This window comes from Paracoccus mangrovi (genome assembly GCF_042648425.1).
GTDB lineage: Bacteria > Pseudomonadota > Alphaproteobacteria > Rhodobacterales > Rhodobacteraceae > Paracoccus > Paracoccus mangrovi.
The window spans coordinates 16004-39720 of the sequence record NZ_JBHRXJ010000020.1 but is presented as its reverse complement, the minus strand read 5'-3'; the positions used below and the strand labels follow the sequence as shown (position 1 = coordinate 39720).

Genomic DNA, 23717 nt, shown 5'->3' with positions numbered 1-23717 from the left:
ACCCGGCCTCTTGCTAAGCGTGTCTTATCAGTTGTCGAAGCCGACTTTCTCGGCCAGCGCGCTGGCTTCCTTGCGGTTCTTGACCACATCGGTCAGCGGCAGCGTGTCGATGTTCAGCGGCCCGAACGAGGCAACGACCGGCGACAGTTCCGCCCCCGCCGTGACCGGATATTCGAAATTCGCCTGAGCATAGATTTTCTGCGCCGGCTCCGACAGCAGATATTCCAGAAGCTGCACCGCCTCGGCCTTGTTCGGGGCATTCTTGGCCAGCGCCGCGCCCGAGATGTTCACATGCGTGCCGCCGCCTTCAAAGGTCGGCAGCAGGACCTTGATCGCCTCGCCCCAGGCTTTTTGCTCGGGTTCCTTTTCATTGCTGCGCATCAGGCCGACATAATAGGAATTGGCCACCGCGATGTCGCAGATGCCGCCCAGAATGTCCTTGGCGCCGTCGCGGTCGCCGCCGCCCGGCTTGCGCGCCAGATTGGCCTTGAGCCCGGTCAGCCAGGTTTCGGTGGCATCGACGCCGTGATGCGCCAGATAGGCGGCGAAAAGCCCGGTATTATAGGGGTGCTGGCCGGAACGGATGCATAGCTTGCCCTTCCATTTCGGGTCGGCCAGATCCTCATAGGTGATCGCGTCCAGATCCAGATCCTTGGCCGCATAGACGACGCGGGCCCGCATCGACAGCGCCACCCACTGATTGCCCGGATCGCGCAGCGTCGCGGGCACCGCGTCCAGCACCGCCTTGGATTCGATCGGCTGGGTCAGATCCTTGTCGACGAGGTCGGCCATATTGCCCACATCCACCGCCATCAGGATATCGGCGGGCGAGCTTGCGCCCTCGGCCGCGACGCGTTCGGCCAGACCGTCCTTAAGGAAAACGGTGTTCACCTTGACCCCGGTTTCGGCGGTAAAGGCATCCAGAAGCGGTTGCACCAGCGCCGGCTCACGCGAGGTATAGATGTTCACTTCGGCGGCCAGAACGCCGCTGGCTCCGGCAAGCAACGCGGTGCTGCCAAAAAGGGCGCTGCGCAGGATGTGGTGGATGGTCATGGCATATTCCTGATCTTGATCGGTGTTTGACGTCCGGTTCCGCATCGCCGGACCGGGGGGATCATGGTCATGCATGAGAAAATCAGTCAAGTATTATTTGACCTTCGTCTGGGCCGCGCCGGACTTCAGATCGGCGGCTTCGGCGGCCAGAACCCGCACCGCCCCCGGATCGAGGCGCAGGCCGACGGTGTCGCCATCGCGGCGGTCATCGCCCGCAAAGGGGCTTGCCGGCAGCTGGATTTGCAAATGCTGCCCGCCTTCGACAAGCGCCATGTCGATCCGTTCCAATTCGCCCTGAAAATCGCGGGCGAGGATGCGGGCCGCCGCGCCCTCGGCCGGGGCGGTCAGGCTCAGCGCCTGGGGTCGAAAGAACGCCACCGCGGGCTGGCCATCGGCAAGGCCCGGCGCGGGGAAACGGCCCAGAGCGGTGTCCAGATGCCCGGCGGCGACCCTGCCGGGCAGGCTGTTGCCCGGCCCCAGAAACCGCGCCGCATAAAGCGTGGGCGGAGCGTGATACAGCGCGCGGGGCCTGCCCTCGGCCTCGACCTGACCGTGGCGCATCAACACCACCCGGTCGCCCGTGGCCAGCGCCTCTTGCGGGTCGTGGGTGACGATGATCGCGGTGATTCCCAGCCCGCGCAGCAGGCGCAGGGTTTCGCCGCGCACGGTTTCGCGCAGGCCCTGATCCAGATTGGAAAACGGCTCGTCCATCAACAGGATCGAGGGGCGCGGCGCCAAAGCCCGGGCCAAAGCCACCCGCTGTTGTTCGCCCCCCGAAAGCATATGCGGAAAGCGGTCGGCCAGATGGCTGACGCCGGCCACGGCCAGCACCTCGGCCACGCGGGCCTGTACCTGTGCGCGGGGCTGGCCAGCCAGCCCAAAGGCGACATTCGCCCCCACGTTCAGATGCGGAAACAGGGCATATTCCTGAAACATGAAGCCGATATTGCGGGTCTCGGGTTCGACAAAGCGGCCCGGCCCGACCAGTTCGCGCCCCGCCAGCGTGATCGTGCCGCCATCGGGATGCTCGACCCCCGCGATCAGCCGCAGCAGCGTCGATTTGCCGCAGCCCGAAGCCCCCAAAAGACAGATGATTTCGCCCTGTCCCAGCGTCAGCGACACCCCGTCCAGCGCCGTCGTCGCGCCGTAACGGCGTCGCAGATCATGCGCCGTCAATGCCCAGGCGGTCAGATCGGGGGCGATTGCACCAGCGAATTTGGTGGAAACAGGGCGTGTGACGTCGTTCATGCCGCGCTGTGTAAGATATGGCCCGGGAAAAACCAACCGAAACCGTTTGTCGTTCGCCGCGCGGGATTCGCGATATGTCAGCCACTGGCCGTGGTTGGGGCGGTATGGCCGTGCCGCGCGTGAAAGCGCCGCAATTCGGCCGCGCTTGGGTAAAGCCCGGTAAAGGTATGAACATATTGCGGAATCCGTTCCATCCGCGTCGCCATGTCCTCGCGCACCTGCATTGAGATATAGCCGATCTGGACCAGATAGACGGTGCGCGCCCGCACATCGGCCTGGGCCGGATCAAAGCCGAACTGCGCGAACATGTCGCGAATCGCCCCCAGCCGCGCTGCGTCGGCGGCGTTCACCCGCGCCGCCACCGCGCCCGTGCGATGCGCCCAGCCGCGCACCGCCAGATCGAGGCCCGGCTGAAACGGCCCGCTATCCAGAAAGATCCCGATCAGGTTCAGCGCCGCCTCGGTGATGGTTTCGGCATAGGCGCCCGTCGCGGCGATCAGGCTGTCGGTATTGGTCCGTTCCCAGTCGTCCAGCAATGCCGCGAGCAGCGCGGCGCGATCCTTGAAGAACCAGTAAAAGCTGGTGCGCGACAGGTTCAGCCGGCTGGCCAGCGGCTGGATCTTTACCGCGTCCAGCCCCGATTCGACAAAAGCATCGCGTGCCGCCGCAAGCCACAGCTCGCGCGATCCGCGCCAGCCGCTGTCCTTGCCGTTGATGTCATCCGTGCCGGTCATGGTCATCGCCGCAGCCTAGGCGCAATCGCGGCCTTGGGCAATGGAATCGTCGCTGGTGAACCTAAACTTGACATTGATGAACATTTTCCCGCAAGCTGATCCCAGCCAGATCGCCAGAGAGGCCGCGCGCCATGTCCAAAGACCCCCTTTTGCAGCCCTATCAGCTAAAGCATCTGACGCTGCGCAACCGGATCATGACCACCAGCCACGAACCCGCATATCCCGAGGACGGCATGCCCAAGGCGCGCTATGCCGCCTATCACGCCGAACGCGCCCGCGCCGGGGTGGCCTTGGCGATGACGGCGGGTTCGGCGGCGGTGTCGCGCGACAGCCCGCCGGTCTTTAACAACATCCTTGCCTATAAGGATGAGGTGGTGCCGTGGATCCGCCAGCTGACGGATGCCTGTCATGACCATGGCTGTGCGGTGATGATCCAGCTGACCCATCTGGGCCGCCGGACCAGCTGGGCCAAGGGCGACTGGCTGCCGTCGCTGTCATCCTCGCGCCATCGCGAACCGGCGCATCGCGCCTTTCCCAAACTGGCCGAGGATTGGGATATCGAGCGCATCGTCAGCGATTTCGCCGATGCGACCGAGCGCATGCAGGCCGGCGGCATGGATGGCATCGAATTGCAGGTCTATGGCCATCTGCTGGACCAGTTCTGGTCGCCGCTGACCAATGATCTGGACGGTCCCCATGGCGGCCGGACGCTGGACAGCCGGATGCAGCTTTTGATGGATGTGCTGACCGGGATCCGCAAACGCGTGGGCGGGGATTTCATCGTCGGGCTGCGCTATACCGCCGACGAGGCCGAGGCCGGCGGCATCACCGCCGAAGAGGGGATCGAGATCTCGCGCCGGCTTGCGGCTTGCGGCATGGTCGATTTCCTGAACGTGGTGCGGGGCCGCATCCATACCGATCCGGCGATGACCGACATGATCCCGGTGCAGGGCATGCGCAGCGCGCCGCATCTGGATTTCGCGGGCGCGGTCCGGGCGGCGACGGGGATGCCGGTCTTTCACGCTGCGCGCATCCCCGATGTGGCGACCGCGCGCCATGCGGTGGCGGCGGGGCTTCTGGACATGGTGGGCATGACCCGCGCCCATATGGCCGACCCCCATATCGTGCAAAAGCTGGTCGAGGGGCGCGAAGACGACATCCGCCCCTGTGTCGGCGCCACCTATTGTCTGGACCGGATCTATGCCGGGGGTGAGGCGCTTTGCATCCACAACGCCGCCACCGGGCGCGAATTGTCGATGCCGCACAGCATCGCCCCGGCGGCGCTGCGCAAGCGCGTGGTGGTGGTGGGCGCCGGCCCGGCCGGGCTTGAGGCCGCGCGCGTCGCCGCCGAACGCGGCCATGCCGTCACCGTGTTCGAGGCCCAGCCCGAACCCGGCGGTCAGGTGCGGCTGACCGCGCAAAGCCCGCGCCGGCGCGAGATGATCGGCATCATCGACTGGCGGATGAGCCAATGCGCCGCGCGCGATGTCGATTTCCGCTTCAATACCTGGGCCGAGGCGGGCGATGTGACCGCGCTGGATCCCGATGTGGTGATCGTGGCGACCGGCGGGCTGCCCAATACCACGCTGTTTGAAAGCGATGCGGATCAGGATCTGACCGTTTCGGCCTGGGACATCATCGCGGGCGATGTCAAGCCGGCGCGCCATGTGTTGATCTATGACGAAAGCGGCGATCACCCGGCGCTGATGGCGGCCGAAATCGCCGCCGATGCCGGCGCGAAGGTCGAGGTGATGACCCCCGACCGGACCTTTGCCCCGGAAATCATGGCGATGAATCTGGTGCCCTATATGCGTGCGCTGCAAGACAAGGACGTGACCTTTACCGTCACCCGCCGGCTGTTGGGCGTGACGCGCGACGGCAACCGGCTTTCGGCCCGGATCGGCACCGATTACAGCAAGCTGGTCACCGAAGGACATTACGATCAGGTGGTGGTGAATTACGGCACCATGCCGATGGCGGATCTGTATTTCGATCTGAAGCCGCTGTCGTCGAACGGGGGGGCGGTGGATTACGACGCGCTGATCGCCGGCCTGCCACAGCGGACCACGCGCAATCCCGACGGGCGTTTCCAGCTGTTTCGCATCGGCGACGCGGTCAGCGCCCGCAACACCCACGCGGCCATTTACGACGCGCTGCGATTGGTCAAGGATATCTGAAGCGGCGATCCGCACCGAGGACCGGATATGGAGGACGGGATATGAGGTTGGGCGTCATCGGCACCGGAACCATCGCCACCGCAGCCATGCGCGGGATCGCGGGGGACGGGCATCAGATCACCGTTTCGCGCCGCAGCGCCGCCAATGCCGCAGCGCTGGCGCGCGATTTCGCCAATGTCTCGGTTGCCGACAATCAGACGGTGCTGGATCAAAGCGATGCGGTGTTCGTCGCGCTTTTGGCCGGGGATGCGCCCCGGATCCTGCGCGAACTGATCTTTCGCCCCGATCAGCAGGTCATCACGCTGATGACCGGGATTTCGCCGGACGAGGTCGCGGCGCTGACCGCGCCGGCGCCGGTCGTGGCCCAGATGCTGCCGTTCCCGGCGGTCGCCAATGGCGGCTCGCCGATCATCGTGCTGGGCGCGCCGGATCTTGTGCAGGCGCTGTTTGGCGCCCGGAACCGAATTTTCGCGCTGCGCGACGCCGCAGAGATGGACGCCTATCTTTGTGCGCAGGCGCTGTTGTCGCCGGTCGCGCGGATGGTTGCGGATGCCGCCGGCTGGCTGGGCGCGCGCGTCGATGACGCCCCGCAGGCCGAGGCGTTCCTGCGCACGCTGATCGCGTCAAGCCTTGCCGATATGGAAAGCAACGCGCTGGTCCAGGCGCTGAATACGCCCGGCGGCTATAACCAGCGCCTGCGCCTGCATATGGAGGCCAGCGGCATTGGACAGGCGCTGGTCGCGGGGCTGGACGCGCTGGAAGGCGGGGCCTGAACCCAAGGCGCCCGCGGGCCATGGCCCGGCGCCGGGCGCAAGGGTCGGCAAGGCGTTCGGCAAGCCGGTCCGTAACCCGGTCCGCAAGTCGGGGCGGCATGCTGATCGGGCAGGGGTCGGGCATTCCGCCGCACCCTTGATAAACGTCAATGCGGGGGCTTTTGGGCGGGCGGAAACAGGCGCCATGCCTAGGGTGCTCGCCTTTCTGATGACCTGCCTGCTGGTGGTGGCGCCGCTTTTGCCGGTACGGGCAGATGCGGGGGCCACCCTTGCCGGTCAGACCGTCACGCTTTGCGCCGATGGCGAGGTCCGCGAAATCGTGATCGACGCGAATGGCAACCCGATCCCGCCCTGTCTTTTGGGCGATCACTGCGACAATTGCGTGATCCTTTCGGTGCCGGCGCCGGTCGATCCGGTCGCGCTGGCCCGGCCGGTCTGGACGGCGCATCGCGTCGTCGCCGTTATCCCCGCACTCTTTGTCAGCCCCGCCCGGCTTTCGGTGCCGATGGCCCGCGGCCCCCCAATCCCGGTGTCGTGATGCCATTTCTGATCCGTCTTTTCTGTCTTGTCCTGCTGACGCTTCTGCCGCTGCGCGGTCATGCCGCGCCGGTGCTTGCGCAATACCTGCCCCAGATCCCGGCCGCCGAGCTGGTCGAGGGCGCCGACGGCTATGGTCCGATCCGCGCCGATATCCCGGTCGCCCCCGTGCTCAAGGGCGACGAGCTGCTGGGCTATGCCTTTATCACATCGGATTTCGTCGGCACCAGCGGCTATTCCGGCAAGCCGATCCATACCATGGTCGCCCTTAGCCCCGAGGCCCGGGTGCTGGGCGTCCAGCTGGTCAAGCATTCCGAACCCATCGTGCTGATCGGCATCCCCGAGGCCAAGATGCGCGGGCTGGCCGCCGATTACATCGGCATGGATCTGGTGGCCGAGGCGGCGTCGGGCGGGACCTCGCATGAGCTGAACATCATCTCGGGCGCGACGGTCACGGTCATGGTGATCGACGATTCCATCGTGCGTTCGGGCCTGCAGGTGGCCAAGACGCTGGGTCTGGGGGGGCTTGCCGCGGATCAGCCCGCCAGCGGGCCGGTGGTCCGCGTCAACCCCGACGCCACCGCCGCGCCCGACTGGGCCACGCTGGAAGGCGACGGCAGCCTGCGGCGCATGGCGCTGACCGTGGGCGATGTGAATGCCGATTTTCAGGCCCATGCCGACCCGCGCGCCGCGCGCCGCGCCCTGACCGAACCGCCCGAGACCGAATTCATCACCATGTTCACGGCGCTGGTCAGCCAGCCCGGCATCGGGCGGTCGCTTCTGGGCGCGTCGGAATATGGCAATCTGGCCAATTGGCTGAAGGATGGCGACAACGCCATCCTGATCGCCGGCGACGGGCTTTATAGCTTCAAGGGCTCGGGCTATGTGCGCGGCGGCATCTTCGACCGGATCGTGCTGATCCAGGACGATCTGTCGGTGCGGTTCCACGACCGCGACCACCGCCGCACCACCATCGCCGCCGAAGGCCATCCCGACCTGCGCGAGATGGACCTGTTCCGCATTCCCGCCGATTCCGGTTTTGATCCGGCCAGGCCGTTCCGCCTGCAATTGCTGGTCCAGCGCGAGGTGGCGGCGATCGAAAAGGTGTTTCTGACCTATGATCTGGCCTATGCGCTGCCGGAAAAATACCTGATCACCGAAGCCCCGCCGCCCGCGCCCGAAACCCCCGATGCGGCAGCCGATCCCGTGGCCACCGCCGCCCAGCTGGCCGACCGTTCGGAAAGCGAGGCGCAAGCGGCGCTGTGGAAAAAGATCTGGCTGGGCAAGAAGCCCGAGGTCGCGGGGCTGGCGGTGATGCTGGCCGTGCTGACGCTGGCCTTTTTCGGTCAGGAATGGCTGTCGCGGTCGGAACGCGCCGTCAGCTGGTTCCGCAAGGGCTATCTGCTGGTGACGCTGGTCTTTCTGGGCTGGTACGCCAATGCGCAGCTGTCGGTGGTCAACCTCATGGCGCTGGCCGGCAGCCTTGCGCATGGCTTCAGCTGGCAGGCGTTTCTTCTGGATCCGCTGACCTTCATCCTGTGGTTTTCGGTCGCGGCGGCGTTGATCTTTTGGGGGCGGGGGGCGTTTTGCGGCTGGCTGTGCCCCTTTGGCGCCTTGCAGGAACTGACCAACAATATCGCCAAGGCCCTGCGCATTCCGCAGATCACCGTGCCGTGGCTGATCCATGAACGGCTGTGGCCGGTCAAATACATCATTTTTCTGGGGCTGTTCGGGGTCTCGCTGGCGTCGATGGAACTGGCCGAAAAGCTGGCCGAGATCGAGCCGTTCAAGACCGCGATCATCCTGAAATTCAGCCGCGCCTGGCCGTTTGTGACATTCGCGCTGGGGCTGTTGTTCATCGGGCTGTTCATCGAACGCTTTTACTGCCGCTATCTGTGCCCGCTGGGCGCGGCGCTGGCGATCCCGGCGCGCATCCGCATGTTCGACTGGCTCAAACGCTACAAGGAATGCGGCAATCCGTGCCAGACCTGCGGCAATGAATGCATGGTCCAGGCCATCCACCCGACGGGCGAGATCAATCCCAACGAGTGCCTGAACTGCATGCATTGCCAGGTGCTCTATCACTCGCGCGTCAAATGTCCGGTCGTCATCCGACAGCTCAAGCGGCGCTCTGCCGTGGGGGCCGCGCCGGGGCGCGACCGAGACATCATGAACCATCCCAACCTCAAGGAGAAAACCCATGACTGACAAACTGAAAGCCGGCCTGAGCCGCCGCGGCCTTCTGGGCGCAAGCGCGGGCGGTGCCGCGCTGTTGGGGGGCGCCGGGCTGATGCGCGGCGCGCTTGTCGGGGGCAGCGTCGCCGCCGGGGCGACCGCCGCCGCCAGTGCCGCCTCGGCGGCCGAAGGCGGCGCCGAATGGATGATCGCGCCCGGACAGCTGGATGAATATTACGGCTTCTGGTCGTCGGGCCAGTCGGGCGAGGTGCGCATCATCGGCGTGCCCTCGATGCGCGAGCTGATGCGCATCCCGGTCTTTAACCGCTGTTCGGCGACGGGCTGGGGCCAGACCAATGAAAGCCTCAAGATCATGACCGAACACCAGCTCGAGGAAACGAACGCCTTCCTCGCCAAGCGCGGCATGAAAACCTATCAGAACGGCGACCTGCATCACCCGCATATGTCGTTCACCGACGGCACCTATGACGGGCGCTATATCTTTGTGCAGGACAAGGCCAACAGCCGCGTCGCCCGCATCCGCTGCGACGTGATGAAATGCGACAAGATGATCGAGGTGCCGAACGCATCCGACATGCACGGCATGCGGCCCCAGCGCTATCCGCGCACCGGCTATGTCTTTGTGAACGGCGAACACCGGGTGCCGCTGGTCAATGACGGCACGATCCTGGATGAGCCGGAAAAATACGTCGCCATCTTTACCGCCATCGACGGCGATACGATGGAAATCGCCTGGCAGGTGATGGTCGACGGCAATCTGGACAATTGCGATTCCGACTATAAGGGCAAATACGCCTTTTCGACCTGCTACAACTCGGAAGGGGGCGTCAATGTCGCCGAAATGACCGAGGCCGAGGAAGACTGGGTCACCGTCTTCAACATCGCCGAGATCGAAAAAGGCGTCGCCGCCGGCGATTTCGCCATGCACAAGGGGGTCAAGGTGCTGGACGGGCGCAAGGCCGCGAACAGCAATTACACCCGCTATATCCCCGTCGCCAACAGCCCGCATGGCTGCAACATGGCGCCGGACATGAAGCACCTGTGCATCAACGGCAAGCTGTCGCCCACCGTCACCGTCATCGACGTGGACAAGATCGATCTGCTGTTTTCCGAAAATGCCGAGCCGAAATCGGCCATCGTCGCCCAGCCCGAACTGGGTCTGGGGCCGCTGCACACCGCATTCGACGGTCGCGGCAATGCCTATACGACGACCTTCATCGACAGCCAGATGGTCAAATGGAACATCGAGGCCGCGATCCGCGCCCATGCTGGCGAGGATGTCGATCCGATCATCCAGAAGCTGGACGTGCATTATCAGCCCGGCCACAACCACGCCACCATGGGCGAAACCAAGGAAGCGGATGGCAAATACCTGATCTCGCTCAACAAGTTCTCAAAGGACCGGTTCATCAATGTCGGCCCGCTGAAACCCGAAAACGATCAGCTGATCACCATTTCGGGCGACAAGATGGAGCTGATCCACGACGGCCCGACCTTTGCCGAACCCCATGACTGTATCCTTGTGCGCAAGGATATCGTGAACCCGGTTTCGGTCTGGACCCGCGACGATCCGATCTTTGCCGATGCGGTCAAGCAGGCCGCGGCCGACGGGATCGATCTGGAAAGCGCCGCCGATGTGATCCGTGACAAGGACGACCCGACCAAGGTGCGGGTCTACATGCACTCGATCGCGCCGACCTTCAGCCTTGAGACATTCGACGTGAACGAAGGCGACGAGGTGACGCTTTACGTCACCAATATCGACGAGATCGAGGACCTGACCCACGGTCTTACCCTTGGCGGGCATGGCATCGCCATGGAGATCGGGCCGATGGCGACGGCCAGCGTCACCTTCACCGCCGACCGTCCTGGCGTGCACTGGTATTATTGCCAGTGGTTCTGTCATGCGCTGCACATGGAAATGCGCGGCCGCATGTTCGTTCATCCCAAGGCGGCCTGATCATGCTGCGCGCCGCGCTTGTCCTGTTGCTGATATTGGCCGGCCCTGTCGGGGCGGTGGAACGGCGGCTGGCCGAGGGCGGCGATCTGGAACTGGCCATCGCCGGGGCGACCCCCGGCGATGTGCTGCGCCTTGGCCCCGGCATCCATGCCGGGCCGGTGGTGATCGACAAGCCCCTGATCCTGAGGGGCGAGGCGGGCGCGATCATCGACGGCGGCGGCCGGGGTTCGGTCATCACCGTGACCGGCACCGATGTGACCATTCGCGGGCTTGAGATTCGCGGCTCGGGTTCGGATCACGGCAAGATCGATGCCGGGATCGAACTGACCCGCAAGGCCGCCCGCGTCACCGTCGAAGAAAACCGCCTGACCGGCAATCTTTACGGCATCGACGTGCATGGCGCCACCGACACCATCCTGCGCGGGAACGTCATTGAGGGACGCCGCGACCGCCGCATGAACGAACGCGGCAATGGCATCTATGTCTGGAACGCGCCCGGCCTGCTGGTCGAGGGCAATCAGGTCCGCTGGGGCCGCGACGGCATCTTTTCGAACACCTCGCGTGATGCGGTGTTTCGCGACAACCTGTTTCGCGATCTGCGCTTTGCCGTGCATTACATGTATACCAACAATGCCGAGATCAGCGGCAATGTCTCGATCGGCAACCATCTTGGCTATGCCATCATGTTCTCGAACAAGGTGCGCTTGCTGGGCAATCTGTCCCTGAACGACCGCCAGCACGGGGTGATGCTGAACTATGCCAACCGGTCCGATGTCGTCGGCAATCTGGTGCGCGGCGGGACCGAGAAATGCCTGTTCATCTATAACGCCCATCGCAACCTGATCGCGAACAACCGCTTTGAGGGCTGTCAGACCGGGATCCATTTCACCGCCGGATCGGAACGCAACGGGCTGACCGGCAACGCATTCATCGGCAACCGCGAACAGGTGAAATATGTCGGCAGCCGCGACGTGGAATGGAGCGTCGAGGGGCGCGGCAATTACTGGTCCGATCACCCCGCCTATGATCTGGATACCGATGGCTTTGCCGATGCGCGCTATCGGCCCAATGACCTGATGGATCACGTCCTGTGGTCCCAGCCCGCCGCCGCCCTGCTGACCGGTTCGCCGGCGGTACAGCTGATGCGCTGGGCGCAGGCTTCGTTCCCGGCGATGCTGCCCGGCGGCGTCGTCGACAGCCACCCGCTGACCGCCCCGGTCAGCATTCCCGTGCCCGCCGATATTGCCCGGATCGAGGCCGAGACTATCCCCGATTGGAAATCCGACGATGTCGAAGACATTGACCCTCTTGCAGATCACTAAGCGCTTTGGCGGGCTGACGGCGCTCGACGGCGTCAGCCTTGCGGTCGCGCCGGGCGAGCGTGTCGCCCTTTTGGGCCATAACGGCGCGGGCAAATCCACGCTGATGAAGATCGTGCTGGGCCTGATCGCGCCCGATGCCGGCGAAATCCGCATCGCGGGCGCCGCGCCGGGCAGTCCGGCCGCGCGTCGCGTGACCGCGTATCTGCCCGAAAACGTGGCCTTTCACCCGGCACTGACCGGGCGTGAAATGGTCGGCCATTACCTGCGGCTGCGCGGCCTGCCGGCATCGGGGGCCGGGGCGCTTCTGGAACGGGTCGGGCTGGCGGGCGCGCTGGACCGCCGCATCGGCACCTATTCCAAGGGGATGCGCCAACGGGTCGGGCTGGCGCAGGCGCTGATCGGGCAGCCCGAGCTTTTGGTGCTGGACGAGCCGACCTCGGGGCTGGATCCGGTATCGCGGCGGGAATTCTATGCTATTCTCGACGAGCTGGCCGGGCAGGGGGCGGCGATCCTTTTGTCGTCGCACGCGCTGACCGAGGTCGAGGCCCGCACCGACCGCATCCTGATCCTGTCGCGCGGCCGTCCGGTCGCCCAAGGCACGCTGGCCGATCTGCGCGCGCAGGCGGATCTGTCGGTCACGCTGATCCTGACGCCGCATCCCGGCGCGGGCGCGGCCCTGGCCGCCGCCCTGCCCGAGGCGCGGCCCGATCCCCGGCTGGCGGCCGATGCGCTGATGCTGAGCGTGGCGCAGGACGCCAAGCTGGCGGCGCTGGCCCGTATCACCACCTTGCCGCAGCTGGCCGATCTTGAGGTGCTGCCGCCCTCGCTCGAAGACATCTATGCCCATCATTCCGCACGAGAGGCCGCCGCATGAGCCGCATCCTCGCCACCGCCGCGACCGAGTTCCGCATCGCTTTGCGCAACCGCTGGGTCGCCATCGCCATCGCCATGATGGCGGTGTTTTCGCTGGCTCTGGCGGCGGCGGGCTCGGCGCCGACCGGGGCGCTGGGGGTGGACCGGCTGTCGGTCACCGTCGCCTCGCTCACGTCGCTTGCGGTCTATCTGGTGCCGTTGGTGGCGCTTTTGATGTCATTCGACGCCATTTCGGGCGAGATCGAGCGCGGCACCCTGCCATTGCTGCTGACCTATCCGGCCAGCCGCGCGCAGATCGTGCTGGGCAAGTTTCTGGCCCATATGGCGGTGCTGGCGCTGGCCATGGCGGTCGGTTACGGGCTGGCCGCCGCCGTCACGCTGGGCGCGGACGGGGCCGCGCAAGCGGGGCTTGAGGCGCTGTTGCGGCTCTTCTGGACTTCGCTGGTGCTGGGGGCGGTGTTTCTGGGCGTCGGCTATCTGATTTCGGCCTTGTCGCGTCGGCCCTCGGGGGCGGCGGGGATGGCGATCGCGGTCTGGCTGGTTCTGATCGTGCTTTACGATCTGGCGCTTTTGGCGCTGGTCGTGGCCGACAAGGGGGGGGCGCTGATCGGGCGGGTGCTGGCGCCGGCGCTGGTGGCCAGCCCGGCCGATGCGTTCCGGCTTTACAATCTTGCGGTATCCGAGGCGACGGCGGCGGCGGCGGGACTTGCGGGCGCGGCCGCGACGATCCCGCCGGCCTGGCCGCTGGCCTCGTTGCTGATCTGGCCCTTCGCGGCGCTGGGGCTGGCGGTGCTGGCCTTTGAAAGGGTTCGGCCATGATCCGCCGCCGCGCCATTTTCCTGTCCGCCGCGCTGATCCTTGCCGCCTGCCGGCCCGACGTGGCGGCGGTGCCCGATCCGGTTCCGATGACCGCCGAGGCGGTCGGCCATTTCTGTCAGATGAACCTTTTGGAACACGAAGGCCCCAAGGCGCAGGTGCATCTGAAATCGGTGATGCATCCGCTGTTCTTCAGCCAGGTGCGCGACGCCATCGCCTATCAGCGCATGCCCGAACAAAGTGATGAAATCATTGGCATCTATGTCAACGACATGGGCGCGCCCGGCGCAAGCTGGGCCACGCCCGGCGCGGGCAACTGGATCCTTGCGGGGGATGCGGTCTATGTCACCGGCTCGCGCCAGCGGGGGGGCATGGGCGCGCCCGAGCTGGTGCCGTTTTCCGACCCCGACAAGGCCCGCGCCTATATCGCGCAATATGGGGGCCAGCTGCGCGAGCTGTCCCAGATCCTTGATTCCGAGGTTCTGGGTACCGCCGACGATAGCGCGTCCGACACTGCGCCCGCCACTGATGCCGTGCCGCCCGACGATGGCGATTATGCCCGGCGGCTGCGGGCCTTGACCCCGGGGGAGACGCAACCATGACGCTGAACCGCAGACGTTTCCTGACGATTTCGGCGGGTTTCGGATTGGCCGGGATCGGGATCGGGATCGGGGCCGACGCCGGCATGGCACGGGCGCGGGCATCCGGGGCGGGGCTTTACATCTGGCGCGGGGTTGCGATGGGCGCGGGTGCGACCATCGCGCTGGATCATCCCGACGCCCCCGCCCTTTGCGCCGCCGCCGCCGCCGAGATCGACCGGCTTGAGGATATTTTCAGCCTCTATCGCACGGATTCCGCGCTTTCGACCCTGAACCGCGACGGCGAGGCCACGGCGCCGGCGCCCGAGCTTCTGGATTGTCTGTCGCTGGCGGGGTTGGTGCATCGCCATAGCGGCGGGCGTTTCGATCCGACGGTGCAACCGCTTTGGGCGCTTTATGCGCAAAGCTATAGCGCCGGCCGCGCCCCGACCGGGGATGCATTGCGCCAGACCCTTGGCCGCGTGGGTTGGGACCGGGTGTCCTTTGCCGCCGGGCGGATCACGCTGGCGCCGGGGACGGCGCTGACACTGAACGGCATCGCCCAGGGCTATGTCGCCGACCGTGTGGCCGAGCTGTTGCGCGCGCGGGGCCTGCGCGACGTGTTGATCGATACCGGCGAGATCCGCGCCCTTGGCCATGCGCCGGACGGCGACTGGCCGGTGACGCTGGCATCGGGGCGGCGGGCGGATTTGCGGGATCGGGCATTGGCGAGCTCGGCGCCCAATGGCACCTGCTTTGATGCCGCCGGGCGGGTGGGGCATATTCTGAATCCGCGCGACGGCCGCCCCACTTCGGCGCGATGGGGGCTGGTGTCGGTTTCGGCACCCGGGGCGGCGCTGGCGGATGCGCTGTCCACCGCCGGCTGTTTGATGCCGGATCGCGCAAGCCTGTCGCAGATGGTCGCGGCCTTTGACGGCGCCCGGATCGAGGCGCTGCTCGGCGCCTGATCGCCGGTCGGTGCGGTCGGGACTGGACCGGCGCGGCGCAGCCCGTAAGCTGGCATCTCGGATCGGGCAAAGGGGGCGGCATATGACCATCAGGACCGTTTTGATCACCGGCGCGGGGTCGGGCTTCGGCCGTGGCGTCGCGCTTGGGCTGGCGCGGCAGGGGCATCGGGTGATCGCCGCCTGTCATATCTGGCCGCAGGTCACCGAATTGCGCGCCGAGGCGGCGCGCGAAGGCGTCGAGATGCGCGTGATCAAGCTGGACGTGCTGTCGGAAATCGACCGCAACCACGCGCTGAGTTTCGATTTCGACGTGCTCTTCAACAATGCGGGCATCATGGAATCCGGTCCCGTCGCCGAATTGCCGGCCGAGATCGTGCGCCGCATCTTTGACACCAATGTCTTTGCCGCGCTTGAGATGGCGCAGGGCGCGGCGCGCAAGTTCATCAAGGCGGGCGGCGGCCGGATCGTCTGGACCTCATCGGTGGCGGGGTTGGTCAAGGTGCCATGGGACGGCGCCTATTCGGCCAGCAAATATGCCGTCGAAGGCTTTTGCGCCGCCATGCGCGAGGAACTGGCCCCGTATGGGGTTCAGGTCTGCACCGTCAATCCCGGCGCCTATCGCACCGGTTTCAACGATACCGGGATGGAGGCCCAGGACCAGTGGTGGGCCCAGGGCACGCGGGTGATGGATCATTGGCCGGTGCGCGAACTGACCCGACAGGCCGATCCCGCCGAGATGATCGCGGCCATGATCGGGGTCATCACCGCCGAGCATCCGCCCTATCGCACCGTGCTGCCCAAGGCGGCCGAGGACATGGCCCGACGCGAACAGGCCGAGGAATGGGACAAGCATCTGTGATCTGGGTCACCGCGCAGTTTCGCGCCGCCCCCGGTCGGGCCGATGCGCTGATCGCCCTTTTGGACGAGCTGGCCCGCCACAGCCGGACCGAGGCGGGCTGCATCGACTATGTCTATCTGCGCGATGGCGAGGCGTTTTCCTCGGTCGAGCAATGGGCCAGCGCAGAGGCCGAGGCGGCGCATAACGACAGCGACTTCCTGCGCGCCATTCTGAAACGGATCCTGCCGCTGCTGGACGGCCGGCCGCATGTCAGCCGCTGGCGCAGGGTCGTCTAACGCGCGGCCAGTTCCGGGATGGCGCTGGATGGCACGTCCTGTCCGGCCAGCGCCTGTTGACGCCATTGATCGGGGGTAATCCCCTGGGATTCGCGAAAGACGCGGATCAGATGCGAGGCATCGCAAAAGCCGGTTTCCTCGGCGATGCGGGTCACCGTGCGATCCGAGCGCGACAGCAGCATCCGCGCCTGTGCCAGCCGGATACGGATCGAGGCATCGGCCGGCGGCACGCCCAGATCGGCGTTGAAATGACGCTCAAGCTTGCGCCGGCCGACGCCCAGATCGCGGGCGATGCGGGCAATGGGCAGCGGCGCTTGCAGGTTTTGCTGCATGGCCAGCAAGGCGCGGCGCACAAGCGGGTCGCGGGCATTCAGTTCCAGCGGCAGGCCGGGCTGGGGCTGGTCGCCCTGCATCGGTTCGTCGATCATCAGGATCGACAGGCTTTTGCGCGCGGCGGCGCGGCCGATATGGCGATCGACCAGAAACGCCGCCAGATGCGCGGCGCTGACACCGCCCGAACAGCTGAGCCGGTCGCGGTCGACGACAAAGATCTGATCCGAGACGGGGCGCATCTTTTCGAACTCGGCCAGAAAATCCTGATGATGGAACCAGCTGACGCAGCAGCGATACCCGTCCATCAGCCCCAGCCGCGCCAGCGCGAAAACCCCGGTGCAAAGCCCGCCCAGAGGAACCCGCCCCTGGGCCGCGCGGCGCAGAAAGCCGGTCTGTTCCGGGGTCAATCCCGGCCCGCCCTCGATCAGCCCGCCAACGGTAAAGATATAGTCGAAGCGCGACGGATCGCCCAGCCGCTCATCCGGTTCGATCCGCGCCCCGCATGAGGCCTGAACCGGCGCCATATCCGCCGACAGCACCTTCCAGCGACAGCGGATCGGCCGCGAGCCGTCGCCGTCATCCGCCGCCAGCCGCAGCACGTCCACGAAGGTGGCGAATGCCGAAAGCGTAAAGCGTGGCGCCAGCAGAAAGCCGATCCGCAGGCGGGGTTGGGTCTGATCAGAGGCGGTGTTCGGCATGCGTCGCGAATCGTCCATGAAACCTGTCGCGATCATGCCATCTTCGCGTCACATATCCAGTGCCTGCATTTCAGACATTGGTCGCAACCGGGGATGCCGAGGGGGACGCGGCATCCGCATCCTCGTCCTCGTCTTCCAGCTCGGGCGGGTCCTCGCCGGCAAGGAAATTGCCGAATTTGTTCAGGCCGGGAATATGTTCGGCCAGAACCCGCACCACCACGAGCACCGGCACCGCGATGATCATGCCCAGAACCGACCACAGCCACGCCCAAAGTGCCACGGTCAGAAACACCACAACGGTGTTCAGCTGTAGCCTGCGCGAGACGAAATAGGGGGTGATCAACTGTCCCTCGACCGAGGTCAGCAACAGATAGCTGCCCCCCACCATCAGGGGCGTGAACAGGTCGTCAAAGACAAAGAGCGCCACCAGTGTCGCGATGATAACCCCCCCGACCGAACCCAGATAGGGGACATAGTTCAAAAGAAACGCCGCCAGACCGAACAGCACCGGGCTTGGCATTCCCCAGGCCCACATGGTCAGCCCGACCGCGACACCCAGACAGGCATTGATCAGCGTGATCGCGCCCAGATAGGTGCCCAGACGATCCTCGATCTCGCGCAGCGCGACATAGGCCGCGCGCTTTTCTCGCATCGTATCAAAGCTTTGCACGATCTTGAGGTAAAGCAGATCCCCCGATGAAATCAGGAAAAACAGCAGGAACAGCGTAAAGACGATCTGTCCGAAAAAGGCCGGGCCAAGGTTCAGGACGCTGGCCAGGGCCGAGCCTTCGGGCGCGGTCGTCACCTCGACCTGGATCTGTTGTTTGGGGCGCACGGGTTCCCCGGGCAGGGCGGGGCTGCTCAGCGTGCCGGTCAGGGTGGCGGCGGGCGGGATGTCGTCGGCGCCGACCTCGTCGGGGGTCTTGTCCTGACCGCCGCCGGTGATCTCGTCGATCTTGGCTGCGGCGCGTTCGATGCCGCGGAAATTGGCGCGCAGCTCGTCGAAACGCTGTTCCAGCCGGGTCGAGATCTGGGGCGCGTCCTCGATCAGCTGGTTGACCGGGCCGGAAATGACCAGCCCGATCCCGGCCACCGATATGACCAGCCCAAGCGACACGATGGCGGCGGTTGCCGCCGCGCCCACGCCCAGCCGCTGCATCAGCCGGCGGAACGGGCTGAACACGAAAAACAGCAGCATCGCCAAGGTGACGGGCATCAGGAAATTGCGCGCCTGGGCGAAAAAGCTGAACAGCAGGATCAGAAAGATCCCGATCACGGCCCAATTCGCGACCGTCCCGACATTGGGCCGCGTGCTGCGGTCGGATACCGGAAACATGTGATTGCGGTTTTCGTTATCAGGCGTCATGCACCGGCCCCCCCATTCGCGGGACCAAAACGCAAGGCCCGCGACGGGGTTCCGACGCGGGCCAGTCTTTTCGCCGGTTTTTGGCCCGGTTCTTGCGGTCATCCGGCGGCCGATCTTTCGGTTCGGCGCCTTTGACCGGGACCGGATCAGATCGGGTGATCGCCGGTCGCGTCGATGACGCGGGTCGGCAGGCCCAGATCGCCCAACAGTTCAAGGAAGGGGCGGGCGGGCAGGTCCTCGACATTGGCCATGCGCTTGACGTCCCAGGTGCCGCGCGCGACCAGAATGGCGGCGGCGACCGGGGGCACGCCGGCGGTATAGCTGATGCCCTGGCTTCCGACCTCGTTATAGGCGTCCTTGTGGTCGGCGACGTTATAGATGAACACCTCGCCCGGCTGGCCGTTCTGGGTGCCCTTGACCAGATCGCCGATGCAGGTCTTGCCCTCATAGTCCGGGGCAAGGCTGGCGGGATCGGGCAGCACCGCCTTGACCAGTTTCAGCGGCACCACCTCAAGCCCTTCGGCGGTTTTCACCGGCTGTTCGCTGAGCAGGCCGAGGTTTTGCAGGACGGTGAAGACATTGATGTAATGTTCGCCGAACCCCATCCAGAAACGCACATCCGCGTCCTTGTAGCGGGCGGAAAGGCTGTGCACCTCGTCATGGCCGGAAAGATAGGCGGTGCGCTTGCCGACCACGGGCAGATCCCATTCGCGGCCGACCTCGAACATCTTGTTCTGGCGCCATTCGCCGCCCTGCCAGGAATAGACGGTGCCGGTGAATTCGCGAAAGTTGATTTCCGGGTCGAAATTGGTCGCGAACCAGCGGCCATGGCTGCCGGCATTGATGTCGACGATGTCGATCGATTCGACCTTGTCGAAATATTCGTCCTCGGCCAGTCGGGCATAGGCGTTCACGACGCCCGGATCAAAGCCCGCGCCCAGAATGGCCGTGATGCCGGCCTTTTCCACCGCTTCGCGGCGTTTCCATTCGTAATTGCCGTACCATGGCGGGGTTTCGCAGACCTTGGCCGGATCTTCGTGGATGGCGGTGTCGATATAGGCGGCGCCGGCGTCGATGCAGCCTTGCAGAACGGTCATGTTCACAAAGGCAGAGCCCACGTTGATGACGATATGGGCGTCGATCCTGCGGATCAGTGCCGCCACCGCGCCCGCGTCCATCGCATCCAGCGGATGGGCGGCGAATTCGACCTGATGGCCCTTGTCACGAATGCTCGTGATGATCTTTTCGGCTTTGGACACGGTCCGGCTGGCGATATGCAGCTTGCCGAATTCGCCGGCATTCTGTGCCAGCTTGTGCGCGACCACCTGGGCGACGCCACCGGCGCCGATGATGAGCACGTTTTTGGCCAATTCAGTCTCCTTTTCAGGGCAGGGGGAAAGGGGAGGGTCTGGCTTTCGCCCGAGAAATCTCAGGACAGGCTGGATTTGTAATCGTCATAGGAAAACTGGCGAACCTCGCGGATCGTTCCGTTTTCCTCGCGGATGGCGATGGCGGGCATGGCGACGCCGTTGAACCAGTTCTTTTTCACCATCGTATAGCCGGCGGCATCGGCGATGCTGATGCGGTCGCCGACCTTGAGGGGCTGGGCAAAGCGCGCCTCGCCGAAAATATCGCCGGCCAGACAGGTCTTGCCCGCGACCTGATAGGCGTGATCGCCCGTCTGCGGCAGCTTGGCGGTCTCGCGATAGATCAGGAGGTCGAGCATATGCGCCTCGATGCTACTGTCGACGATGGCCACATCCTTGCCGTTATGGATCACGTCAAGGACGGTCACCTCCAGCGATGCCGTCTTGGTGATGCTTGCCTCGCCGGGTTCCAGAAAGACCTCGACGCCGAATTTTTCCGAGAACGCGCGCAGCCGGTCGGCAAGGCGGTCCAGCGGATAGCCGTCGCCGGTGAAATGGATCCCGCCCCCAAGGCTGACCCATTTGAGTTTCGCAAGAAAACCGCCGAACTCGGCCTCGATCCGCGACAGCTGCGCGTCGAACAGGTCGAAATCGCCGTTCTCGCAATTGTAGTGGATCATCACCCCGGAAATGCGGTCGAGCGCGGATCCCAGCCGCGGCAGATCCCATTCGCCAAGGCGCGAAAACGGCCGCGCCGGGTCGGCCAGATCAAAGCCGCTGGTCGAAAAGCGCGGGTTCAGCCGCAGGCCCATGGCGATGCCGCGCGCCGATGCGCGGGCGCCGAACCGGTCCAGCTGGCCAAGGCTGTTGAAGATGATCTTGTCGGCGTAACCCAGCGCCTCGTCGATTTCATGATCCGCCCATGCCACGGAATAGGCATGGGTTTCCTTGCCGAATTCCTCATGCCCCAGCCGCAGCTCGAACAGCGACGACGAGGTGGTGCCGTCCATGAACGGCCGCATGAAGTCAAAGGCCGACCATGTCGCAAAGCATTTCAGCGCCAGCAGGCATTTTGCGCCCGAACGTTCGCGCAGGTACTGGATACGCTCCATGTTCACCCGCAATTTCGCGAGGTCGATCAGGTAAAAGGGCGTTTGCAGATCGGACATGGCGCAGGTCCCCCGGTGGCGAAACCGTAGAAGGTCGAAACGAATGGCTCATTTAGGGCCATGCGCGGGGTTTCGCAAGGAATGGTGAAACCTGCGTGACGGATCAGGTCAGACGGACGGGCCGGCCGGTCCTGACCGATTCGTCCGCCGCAAGGCACACCGCCAGCGAGGCCACGGCATCCTGCATGTGGCGCGTGAGGTCGATCCCCTCGGCGATGGCGCGGGCCATGAAGCGGGCCTCGGCGTTGCAAAGTTCCTGATGGTCCGGCTCGCCCGTCATCGACAGGTCCTGATCGGGCTGGCCCACCCGATGCAGCCGCAGTTTCGAGGTCTGGGTATGGGTGTCGATATCGTCCGAGCGCGCATCCTCGGACATGCGGATGCTGACGGCGCCATTCGGGCTGATCACGTCTTTGACGAAGAATGCGGTATCCGACATCATCGGACCCCAGCCCGCCTCGTACCAGCCCAGCGAGCCGTCCTCGAACATCACCTGAAAATGGCCGTAATTATACATGTCGGGCGCGATTTCATCGGACAGGCGCAGGCCCATGCCGCGCACCTCGACGGGGCGGGCATCGGTGATCTGGCACATGACATCGACGTAATGGACGCCGCAATCGACGATGGGGGGCGTCGTCCGCATCAAGGCCTTGTGGACATCCCATGTCGGGCCGGAACTTTGCTGGTTCAGGTTCAGGCGAAAGACATAGGGGCCGCCAAGGGCGCGGGCCTCGGCGATCAGGCGCTGCCAGCTGGGGTGGTGGCGCAGGATATAGCCGACGACCAGCTTGCGGCCGGTCGCCTCGGCCATCTCGACCACGCGGCGGGCGTCCGCGACCGTGGTGGCCAGCGGCTTTTCGACGAAGACATGCGCGCCCGCCCGCATCGCGGCGATGGCATATTCGGCATGGCTGTCGGAATAGGTGGCGACCACGACCAGATCAGGGCACAGATCGGCCAGCGCCCGATGAAAGTCGCGATGTTGCGGGATCGCCGCCAGTTCCGGCGGCAGGGCGACCGCCGAGCGGTTGACCAGCCCGACAAGCTCCGCGCCGGGCATCGCGGCCCAGGCCAGCGCGTGGCTGCGCCCCATATTGCCAAGGCCCGCGACCAAAACACGCATGGATCAATCGTCCACGATGGACAGGATCTTGGGCAAGGCGGGACAGGGCAGAAGCTGGTTCTTCGCCACATCCGCCAGCGTGTGATTGTGCAAAAACACATAGACATGCGCCGAAAGGCTTTCCCAGAGCCGGTTCGAAAGCGTCTGCGCGCGCGACCCCGAGATCCCGCCCGAAGCGCCGGCGCCGATATGCATGGCGCTTACGGTTTCGTCGACGGCCTCGAGGATTTCGGCGATGCGGATGGTTTCGGCGGCCCGCGCCAGCCGGTAGCCACCGCCCGGTCCACGCACCGAATCGACCAGCCCGGCGCGGCGCAGCCGCACGAAAAGCTGTTCCAGATAGGGCAGCGAGATATCCTGTCGCTGCGAGATTTCGCCCAGCGATGTCAGGTCGTCGCCCTTGGCGATGGCCAGATCGACCAGTGCGATGATGGCATAGCGCCCTTTGGTGGACAGTTTCATCTTGCCTCTCCTCGACCGGCAGAGCATTGACGCAGCGCCTGCCGAAGGCTAATTCCCATGCGCCGTCCTTGACTGCGTCTTGCCCAGGCCGGGTGCGCTTCCCAGATTGACGATCTAGAGCCGTGCCGCCACAGGGTCAAGAAACCCGAGTTTCAAAGGAAGCCCATGCCCGAACTGATTTTCCCCGGTCCCGAAGGTCGCCTTGAGGGGCGTTATCACGCGCAAGCCAATCCCGATGCCCCCATCGCCATCGTGCTGCATCCCCATCCCCAATATGGCGGCACGATGAACAATCGGGTCGTCTATAACCTGCATTACGCGTTCTACCGCATGGGTTTTACCGTGATGCGGTTCAATTTCCGCGGCGTGGGCCGCAGTCAGGGCGAGTTCGATCAGGGCATCGGTGAGCTTTCGGATGCCGCCTCGGCGCTGGATTACCTTCAGGCGATGAACCCCAATTCCAAGCATTGCTGGGTCGCGGGCTTCAGCTTTGGGGCCTGGATCGGGATGCAGCTGTTGATGCGCCGCCCCGAGATCACCGGCTTCATCAGCGTGGCGCCGCCGGCGAACATGTATGATTTTTCGTTCCTTGCGCCGTGTCCGTCCTCGGGGTTGATCATCAATGGCACCGCCGACCGCGTGGCGCCGCCCAAGGACACGCAGGGTCTGGTCGGCAAGCTGCGCGAGCAGAAGGGGATCACCATCACCCACGAGGAAATCGAGGGCGCGGACCATTTCTTCCGCGACGATGAGGTGCATATGAAGCCGATGATCGACACCGTGCAAAGCTATGTCCGCCGCCGTCTGACCGAGACGAGCCGGTGATT

General features: G+C 65.2%; 22 protein-coding genes. 13 read left to right on the top strand and 9 right to left on the bottom strand.

Features of this window, described 5'->3' with window-relative positions; all coding sequences use genetic code 11:
• Positions 1-27 precede the first annotated feature (27 nt).
• The 3 genes from ACFOMH_RS18555 to ACFOMH_RS18545 form a co-directional block, all read right to left on the bottom strand.
• Positions 28-1053: a Fe(3+) ABC transporter substrate-binding protein gene (locus tag ACFOMH_RS18555; RefSeq protein ID WP_374427311.1), complete on the bottom strand. Its 1026-nt coding sequence runs from the start codon at positions 1051-1053 to the stop codon at positions 28-30.
• A gap of 93 nt (positions 1054-1146) precedes the next feature.
• On the bottom strand, positions 1147-2301 hold the full coding sequence (locus tag ACFOMH_RS18550) for an ABC transporter ATP-binding protein (protein WP_377746335.1): 1155 nt from the start codon (positions 2299-2301) through the stop codon (positions 1147-1149).
• Positions 2302-2378: 77 nt separating this feature from the next.
• A complete protein-coding gene (locus ACFOMH_RS18545) occupies positions 2379-3035 on the bottom strand; it encodes a TetR/AcrR family transcriptional regulator (RefSeq protein ID WP_377746353.1) in 657 nt (218 codons plus the stop codon).
• A 131-nt stretch (positions 3036-3166) separates the two neighbouring features.
• On the opposite strand from ACFOMH_RS18545, the gene ACFOMH_RS18540 reads away from it, so the two are divergent.
• From ACFOMH_RS18540 to ACFOMH_RS18485, 12 genes are all read left to right on the top strand, one after another.
• Entirely contained in the window at positions 3167-5212 is a 2046-nt protein-coding gene (locus ACFOMH_RS18540) for an oxidoreductase (protein WP_377746334.1), read from the top strand.
• Between the two features lie 41 nt (positions 5213-5253).
• A complete protein-coding gene (locus ACFOMH_RS18535; RefSeq protein WP_377746332.1) occupies positions 5254-5985 on the top strand; it encodes an NAD(P)-binding domain-containing protein in 732 nt (243 codons plus the stop codon).
• Positions 5986-6169: 184 nt separating this feature from the next.
• A complete protein-coding gene (locus ACFOMH_RS18530) occupies positions 6170-6523 on the top strand; it encodes a hypothetical protein (RefSeq protein ID WP_374427319.1) in 354 nt (117 codons plus the stop codon).
• Positions 6523-8730, top strand: a complete 2208-nt coding sequence (locus ACFOMH_RS18525) for a 4Fe-4S binding protein (protein ID WP_377746331.1) — start codon at positions 6523-6525, stop codon at positions 8728-8730. The genes ACFOMH_RS18530 and ACFOMH_RS18525 overlap by 1 nt, the downstream gene beginning before the upstream one ends.
• The gene (gene nosZ, locus ACFOMH_RS18520) at positions 8723-10678 is read left to right on the top strand and encodes a TAT-dependent nitrous-oxide reductase (RefSeq protein ID WP_377746330.1); all 1956 of its coding nucleotides are present in this window, start codon (positions 8723-8725) and stop codon (positions 10676-10678) included. Before ACFOMH_RS18525 ends, nosZ begins: the two co-directional genes overlap by 8 nt.
• A 2-nt stretch (positions 10679-10680) precedes the next feature.
• Entirely contained in the window at positions 10681-12000 is a 1320-nt protein-coding gene (locus ACFOMH_RS18515; RefSeq protein WP_377746329.1) for a nitrous oxide reductase family maturation protein NosD, read from the top strand.
• Positions 11966-12874: an ABC transporter ATP-binding protein gene (locus tag ACFOMH_RS18510; protein WP_377746328.1), complete on the top strand. Its 909-nt coding sequence runs from the start codon at positions 11966-11968 to the stop codon at positions 12872-12874. The genes ACFOMH_RS18515 and ACFOMH_RS18510 overlap by 35 nt, the downstream gene beginning before the upstream one ends.
• Positions 12871-13692, top strand: a complete 822-nt coding sequence (locus ACFOMH_RS18505) for an ABC transporter permease (RefSeq protein WP_374427334.1) — start codon at positions 12871-12873, stop codon at positions 13690-13692. Before ACFOMH_RS18510 ends, ACFOMH_RS18505 begins: the two co-directional genes overlap by 4 nt.
• Entirely contained in the window at positions 13689-14291 is a 603-nt protein-coding gene (locus ACFOMH_RS18500; protein WP_377746326.1) for a nitrous oxide reductase accessory protein NosL, read from the top strand. The genes ACFOMH_RS18505 and ACFOMH_RS18500 overlap by 4 nt, the downstream gene beginning before the upstream one ends.
• On the top strand, positions 14288-15235 hold the full coding sequence (locus ACFOMH_RS18495; RefSeq protein WP_377746324.1) for an FAD:protein FMN transferase: 948 nt from the start codon (positions 14288-14290) through the stop codon (positions 15233-15235). Before ACFOMH_RS18500 ends, ACFOMH_RS18495 begins: the two co-directional genes overlap by 4 nt.
• A gap of 82 nt (positions 15236-15317) precedes the next feature.
• Positions 15318-16094, top strand: a complete 777-nt coding sequence (locus ACFOMH_RS18490) for an SDR family oxidoreductase (RefSeq protein ID WP_374427343.1) — start codon at positions 15318-15320, stop codon at positions 16092-16094.
• Positions 16076-16369, top strand: a complete 294-nt coding sequence (locus ACFOMH_RS18485; RefSeq protein WP_377746322.1) for a putative quinol monooxygenase — start codon at positions 16076-16078, stop codon at positions 16367-16369. The genes ACFOMH_RS18490 and ACFOMH_RS18485 overlap by 19 nt, the downstream gene beginning before the upstream one ends.
• Here the strand turns inward: ACFOMH_RS18485 and ACFOMH_RS18480 are convergent.
• From ACFOMH_RS18480 to ACFOMH_RS18455, 6 genes are all read right to left on the bottom strand, one after another.
• Positions 16366-17418: a GlxA family transcriptional regulator gene (locus ACFOMH_RS18480; protein WP_374427349.1), complete on the bottom strand. Its 1053-nt coding sequence runs from the start codon at positions 17416-17418 to the stop codon at positions 16366-16368. The two genes, ACFOMH_RS18485 and ACFOMH_RS18480, sit on opposite strands and share 4 nt — an antisense overlap.
• Positions 17419-17470: 52 nt before the next feature.
• Entirely contained in the window at positions 17471-18766 is a 1296-nt protein-coding gene (locus ACFOMH_RS18475) for an AI-2E family transporter (protein ID WP_377746319.1), read from the bottom strand.
• Between the two features lie 146 nt (positions 18767-18912).
• Positions 18913-20136: a saccharopine dehydrogenase family protein gene (locus ACFOMH_RS18470; RefSeq protein ID WP_377746318.1), complete on the bottom strand. Its 1224-nt coding sequence runs from the start codon at positions 20134-20136 to the stop codon at positions 18913-18915.
• A gap of 59 nt (positions 20137-20195) precedes the next feature.
• Complete coding sequence (nspC, locus tag ACFOMH_RS18465) at positions 20196-21302, bottom strand: carboxynorspermidine decarboxylase (RefSeq protein ID WP_377746316.1); 1107 nt, start codon at positions 21300-21302, stop codon at positions 20196-20198.
• Positions 21303-21405: 103 nt separating this feature from the next.
• Positions 21406-22428 (bottom strand): Gfo/Idh/MocA family protein, encoded by a 1023-nt coding sequence (locus tag ACFOMH_RS18460; protein WP_377746314.1) that lies wholly within the window; start codon positions 22426-22428, stop codon positions 21406-21408.
• A gap of 3 nt (positions 22429-22431) precedes the next feature.
• Positions 22432-22890 (bottom strand): Fe-S cluster assembly transcriptional regulator IscR, encoded by a 459-nt coding sequence (locus ACFOMH_RS18455; RefSeq protein ID WP_374427362.1) that lies wholly within the window; start codon positions 22888-22890, stop codon positions 22432-22434.
• Positions 22891-23055: 165 nt separating this feature from the next.
• Here ACFOMH_RS18455 and ACFOMH_RS18450 point away from each other — a divergent pair, with 165 nt between their 5' ends.
• Positions 23056-23715, top strand: a complete 660-nt coding sequence (locus ACFOMH_RS18450) for an alpha/beta hydrolase (RefSeq protein ID WP_377746312.1) — start codon at positions 23056-23058, stop codon at positions 23713-23715.
• Positions 23716-23717 lie beyond the last annotated feature (2 nt).

Bases quoted from the DNA above. Each gene is read 5' to 3' on its own strand.
- ACFOMH_RS18555 (WP_374427311.1), bottom strand. From the start codon at position 1,053: ATGACCATCCACCACATCCTGCGCAGCGCCCTTTTTGGCAGCACCGCG.
- ACFOMH_RS18550 (WP_377746335.1), bottom strand. From the start codon at position 2,301: ATGAACGACGTCACACGCCCTGTTTCCACCAAATTCGCTGGTGCAATC.
- ACFOMH_RS18545 (WP_377746353.1), bottom strand. From the start codon at position 3,035: ATGACCGGCACGGATGACATCAACGGCAAGGACAGCGGCTGGCGCGGA.
- ACFOMH_RS18540 (WP_377746334.1), top strand. From the start codon at position 3,167: ATGTCCAAAGACCCCCTTTTGCAGCCCTATCAGCTAAAGCATCTGACG.
- ACFOMH_RS18535 (WP_377746332.1), top strand. From the start codon at position 5,254: ATGAGGTTGGGCGTCATCGGCACCGGAACCATCGCCACCGCAGCCATG.
- ACFOMH_RS18530 (WP_374427319.1), top strand. From the start codon at position 6,170: ATGCCTAGGGTGCTCGCCTTTCTGATGACCTGCCTGCTGGTGGTGGCG.
- ACFOMH_RS18525 (WP_377746331.1), top strand. From the start codon at position 6,523: ATGCCATTTCTGATCCGTCTTTTCTGTCTTGTCCTGCTGACGCTTCTG.
- nosZ (WP_377746330.1), top strand. From the start codon at position 8,723: ATGACTGACAAACTGAAAGCCGGCCTGAGCCGCCGCGGCCTTCTGGGC.
- ACFOMH_RS18515 (WP_377746329.1), top strand. From the start codon at position 10,681: ATGCTGCGCGCCGCGCTTGTCCTGTTGCTGATATTGGCCGGCCCTGTC.
- ACFOMH_RS18510 (WP_377746328.1), top strand. From the start codon at position 11,966: ATGTCGAAGACATTGACCCTCTTGCAGATCACTAAGCGCTTTGGCGGG.
- ACFOMH_RS18505 (WP_374427334.1), top strand. From the start codon at position 12,871: ATGAGCCGCATCCTCGCCACCGCCGCGACCGAGTTCCGCATCGCTTTG.
- ACFOMH_RS18500 (WP_377746326.1), top strand. From the start codon at position 13,689: ATGATCCGCCGCCGCGCCATTTTCCTGTCCGCCGCGCTGATCCTTGCC.
- ACFOMH_RS18495 (WP_377746324.1), top strand. From the start codon at position 14,288: ATGACGCTGAACCGCAGACGTTTCCTGACGATTTCGGCGGGTTTCGGA.
- ACFOMH_RS18490 (WP_374427343.1), top strand. From the start codon at position 15,318: ATGACCATCAGGACCGTTTTGATCACCGGCGCGGGGTCGGGCTTCGGC.
- ACFOMH_RS18485 (WP_377746322.1), top strand. From the start codon at position 16,076: ATGGGACAAGCATCTGTGATCTGGGTCACCGCGCAGTTTCGCGCCGCC.
- ACFOMH_RS18480 (WP_374427349.1), bottom strand. From the start codon at position 17,418: ATGGACGATTCGCGACGCATGCCGAACACCGCCTCTGATCAGACCCAA.
- ACFOMH_RS18475 (WP_377746319.1), bottom strand. From the start codon at position 18,766: ATGACGCCTGATAACGAAAACCGCAATCACATGTTTCCGGTATCCGAC.
- nspC (WP_377746316.1), bottom strand. From the start codon at position 21,302: ATGTCCGATCTGCAAACGCCCTTTTACCTGATCGACCTCGCGAAATTG.
- ACFOMH_RS18460 (WP_377746314.1), bottom strand. From the start codon at position 22,428: ATGCGTGTTTTGGTCGCGGGCCTTGGCAATATGGGGCGCAGCCACGCG.
- ACFOMH_RS18455 (WP_374427362.1), bottom strand. From the start codon at position 22,890: ATGAAACTGTCCACCAAAGGGCGCTATGCCATCATCGCACTGGTCGAT.
- ACFOMH_RS18450 (WP_377746312.1), top strand. From the start codon at position 23,056: ATGCCCGAACTGATTTTCCCCGGTCCCGAAGGTCGCCTTGAGGGGCGT.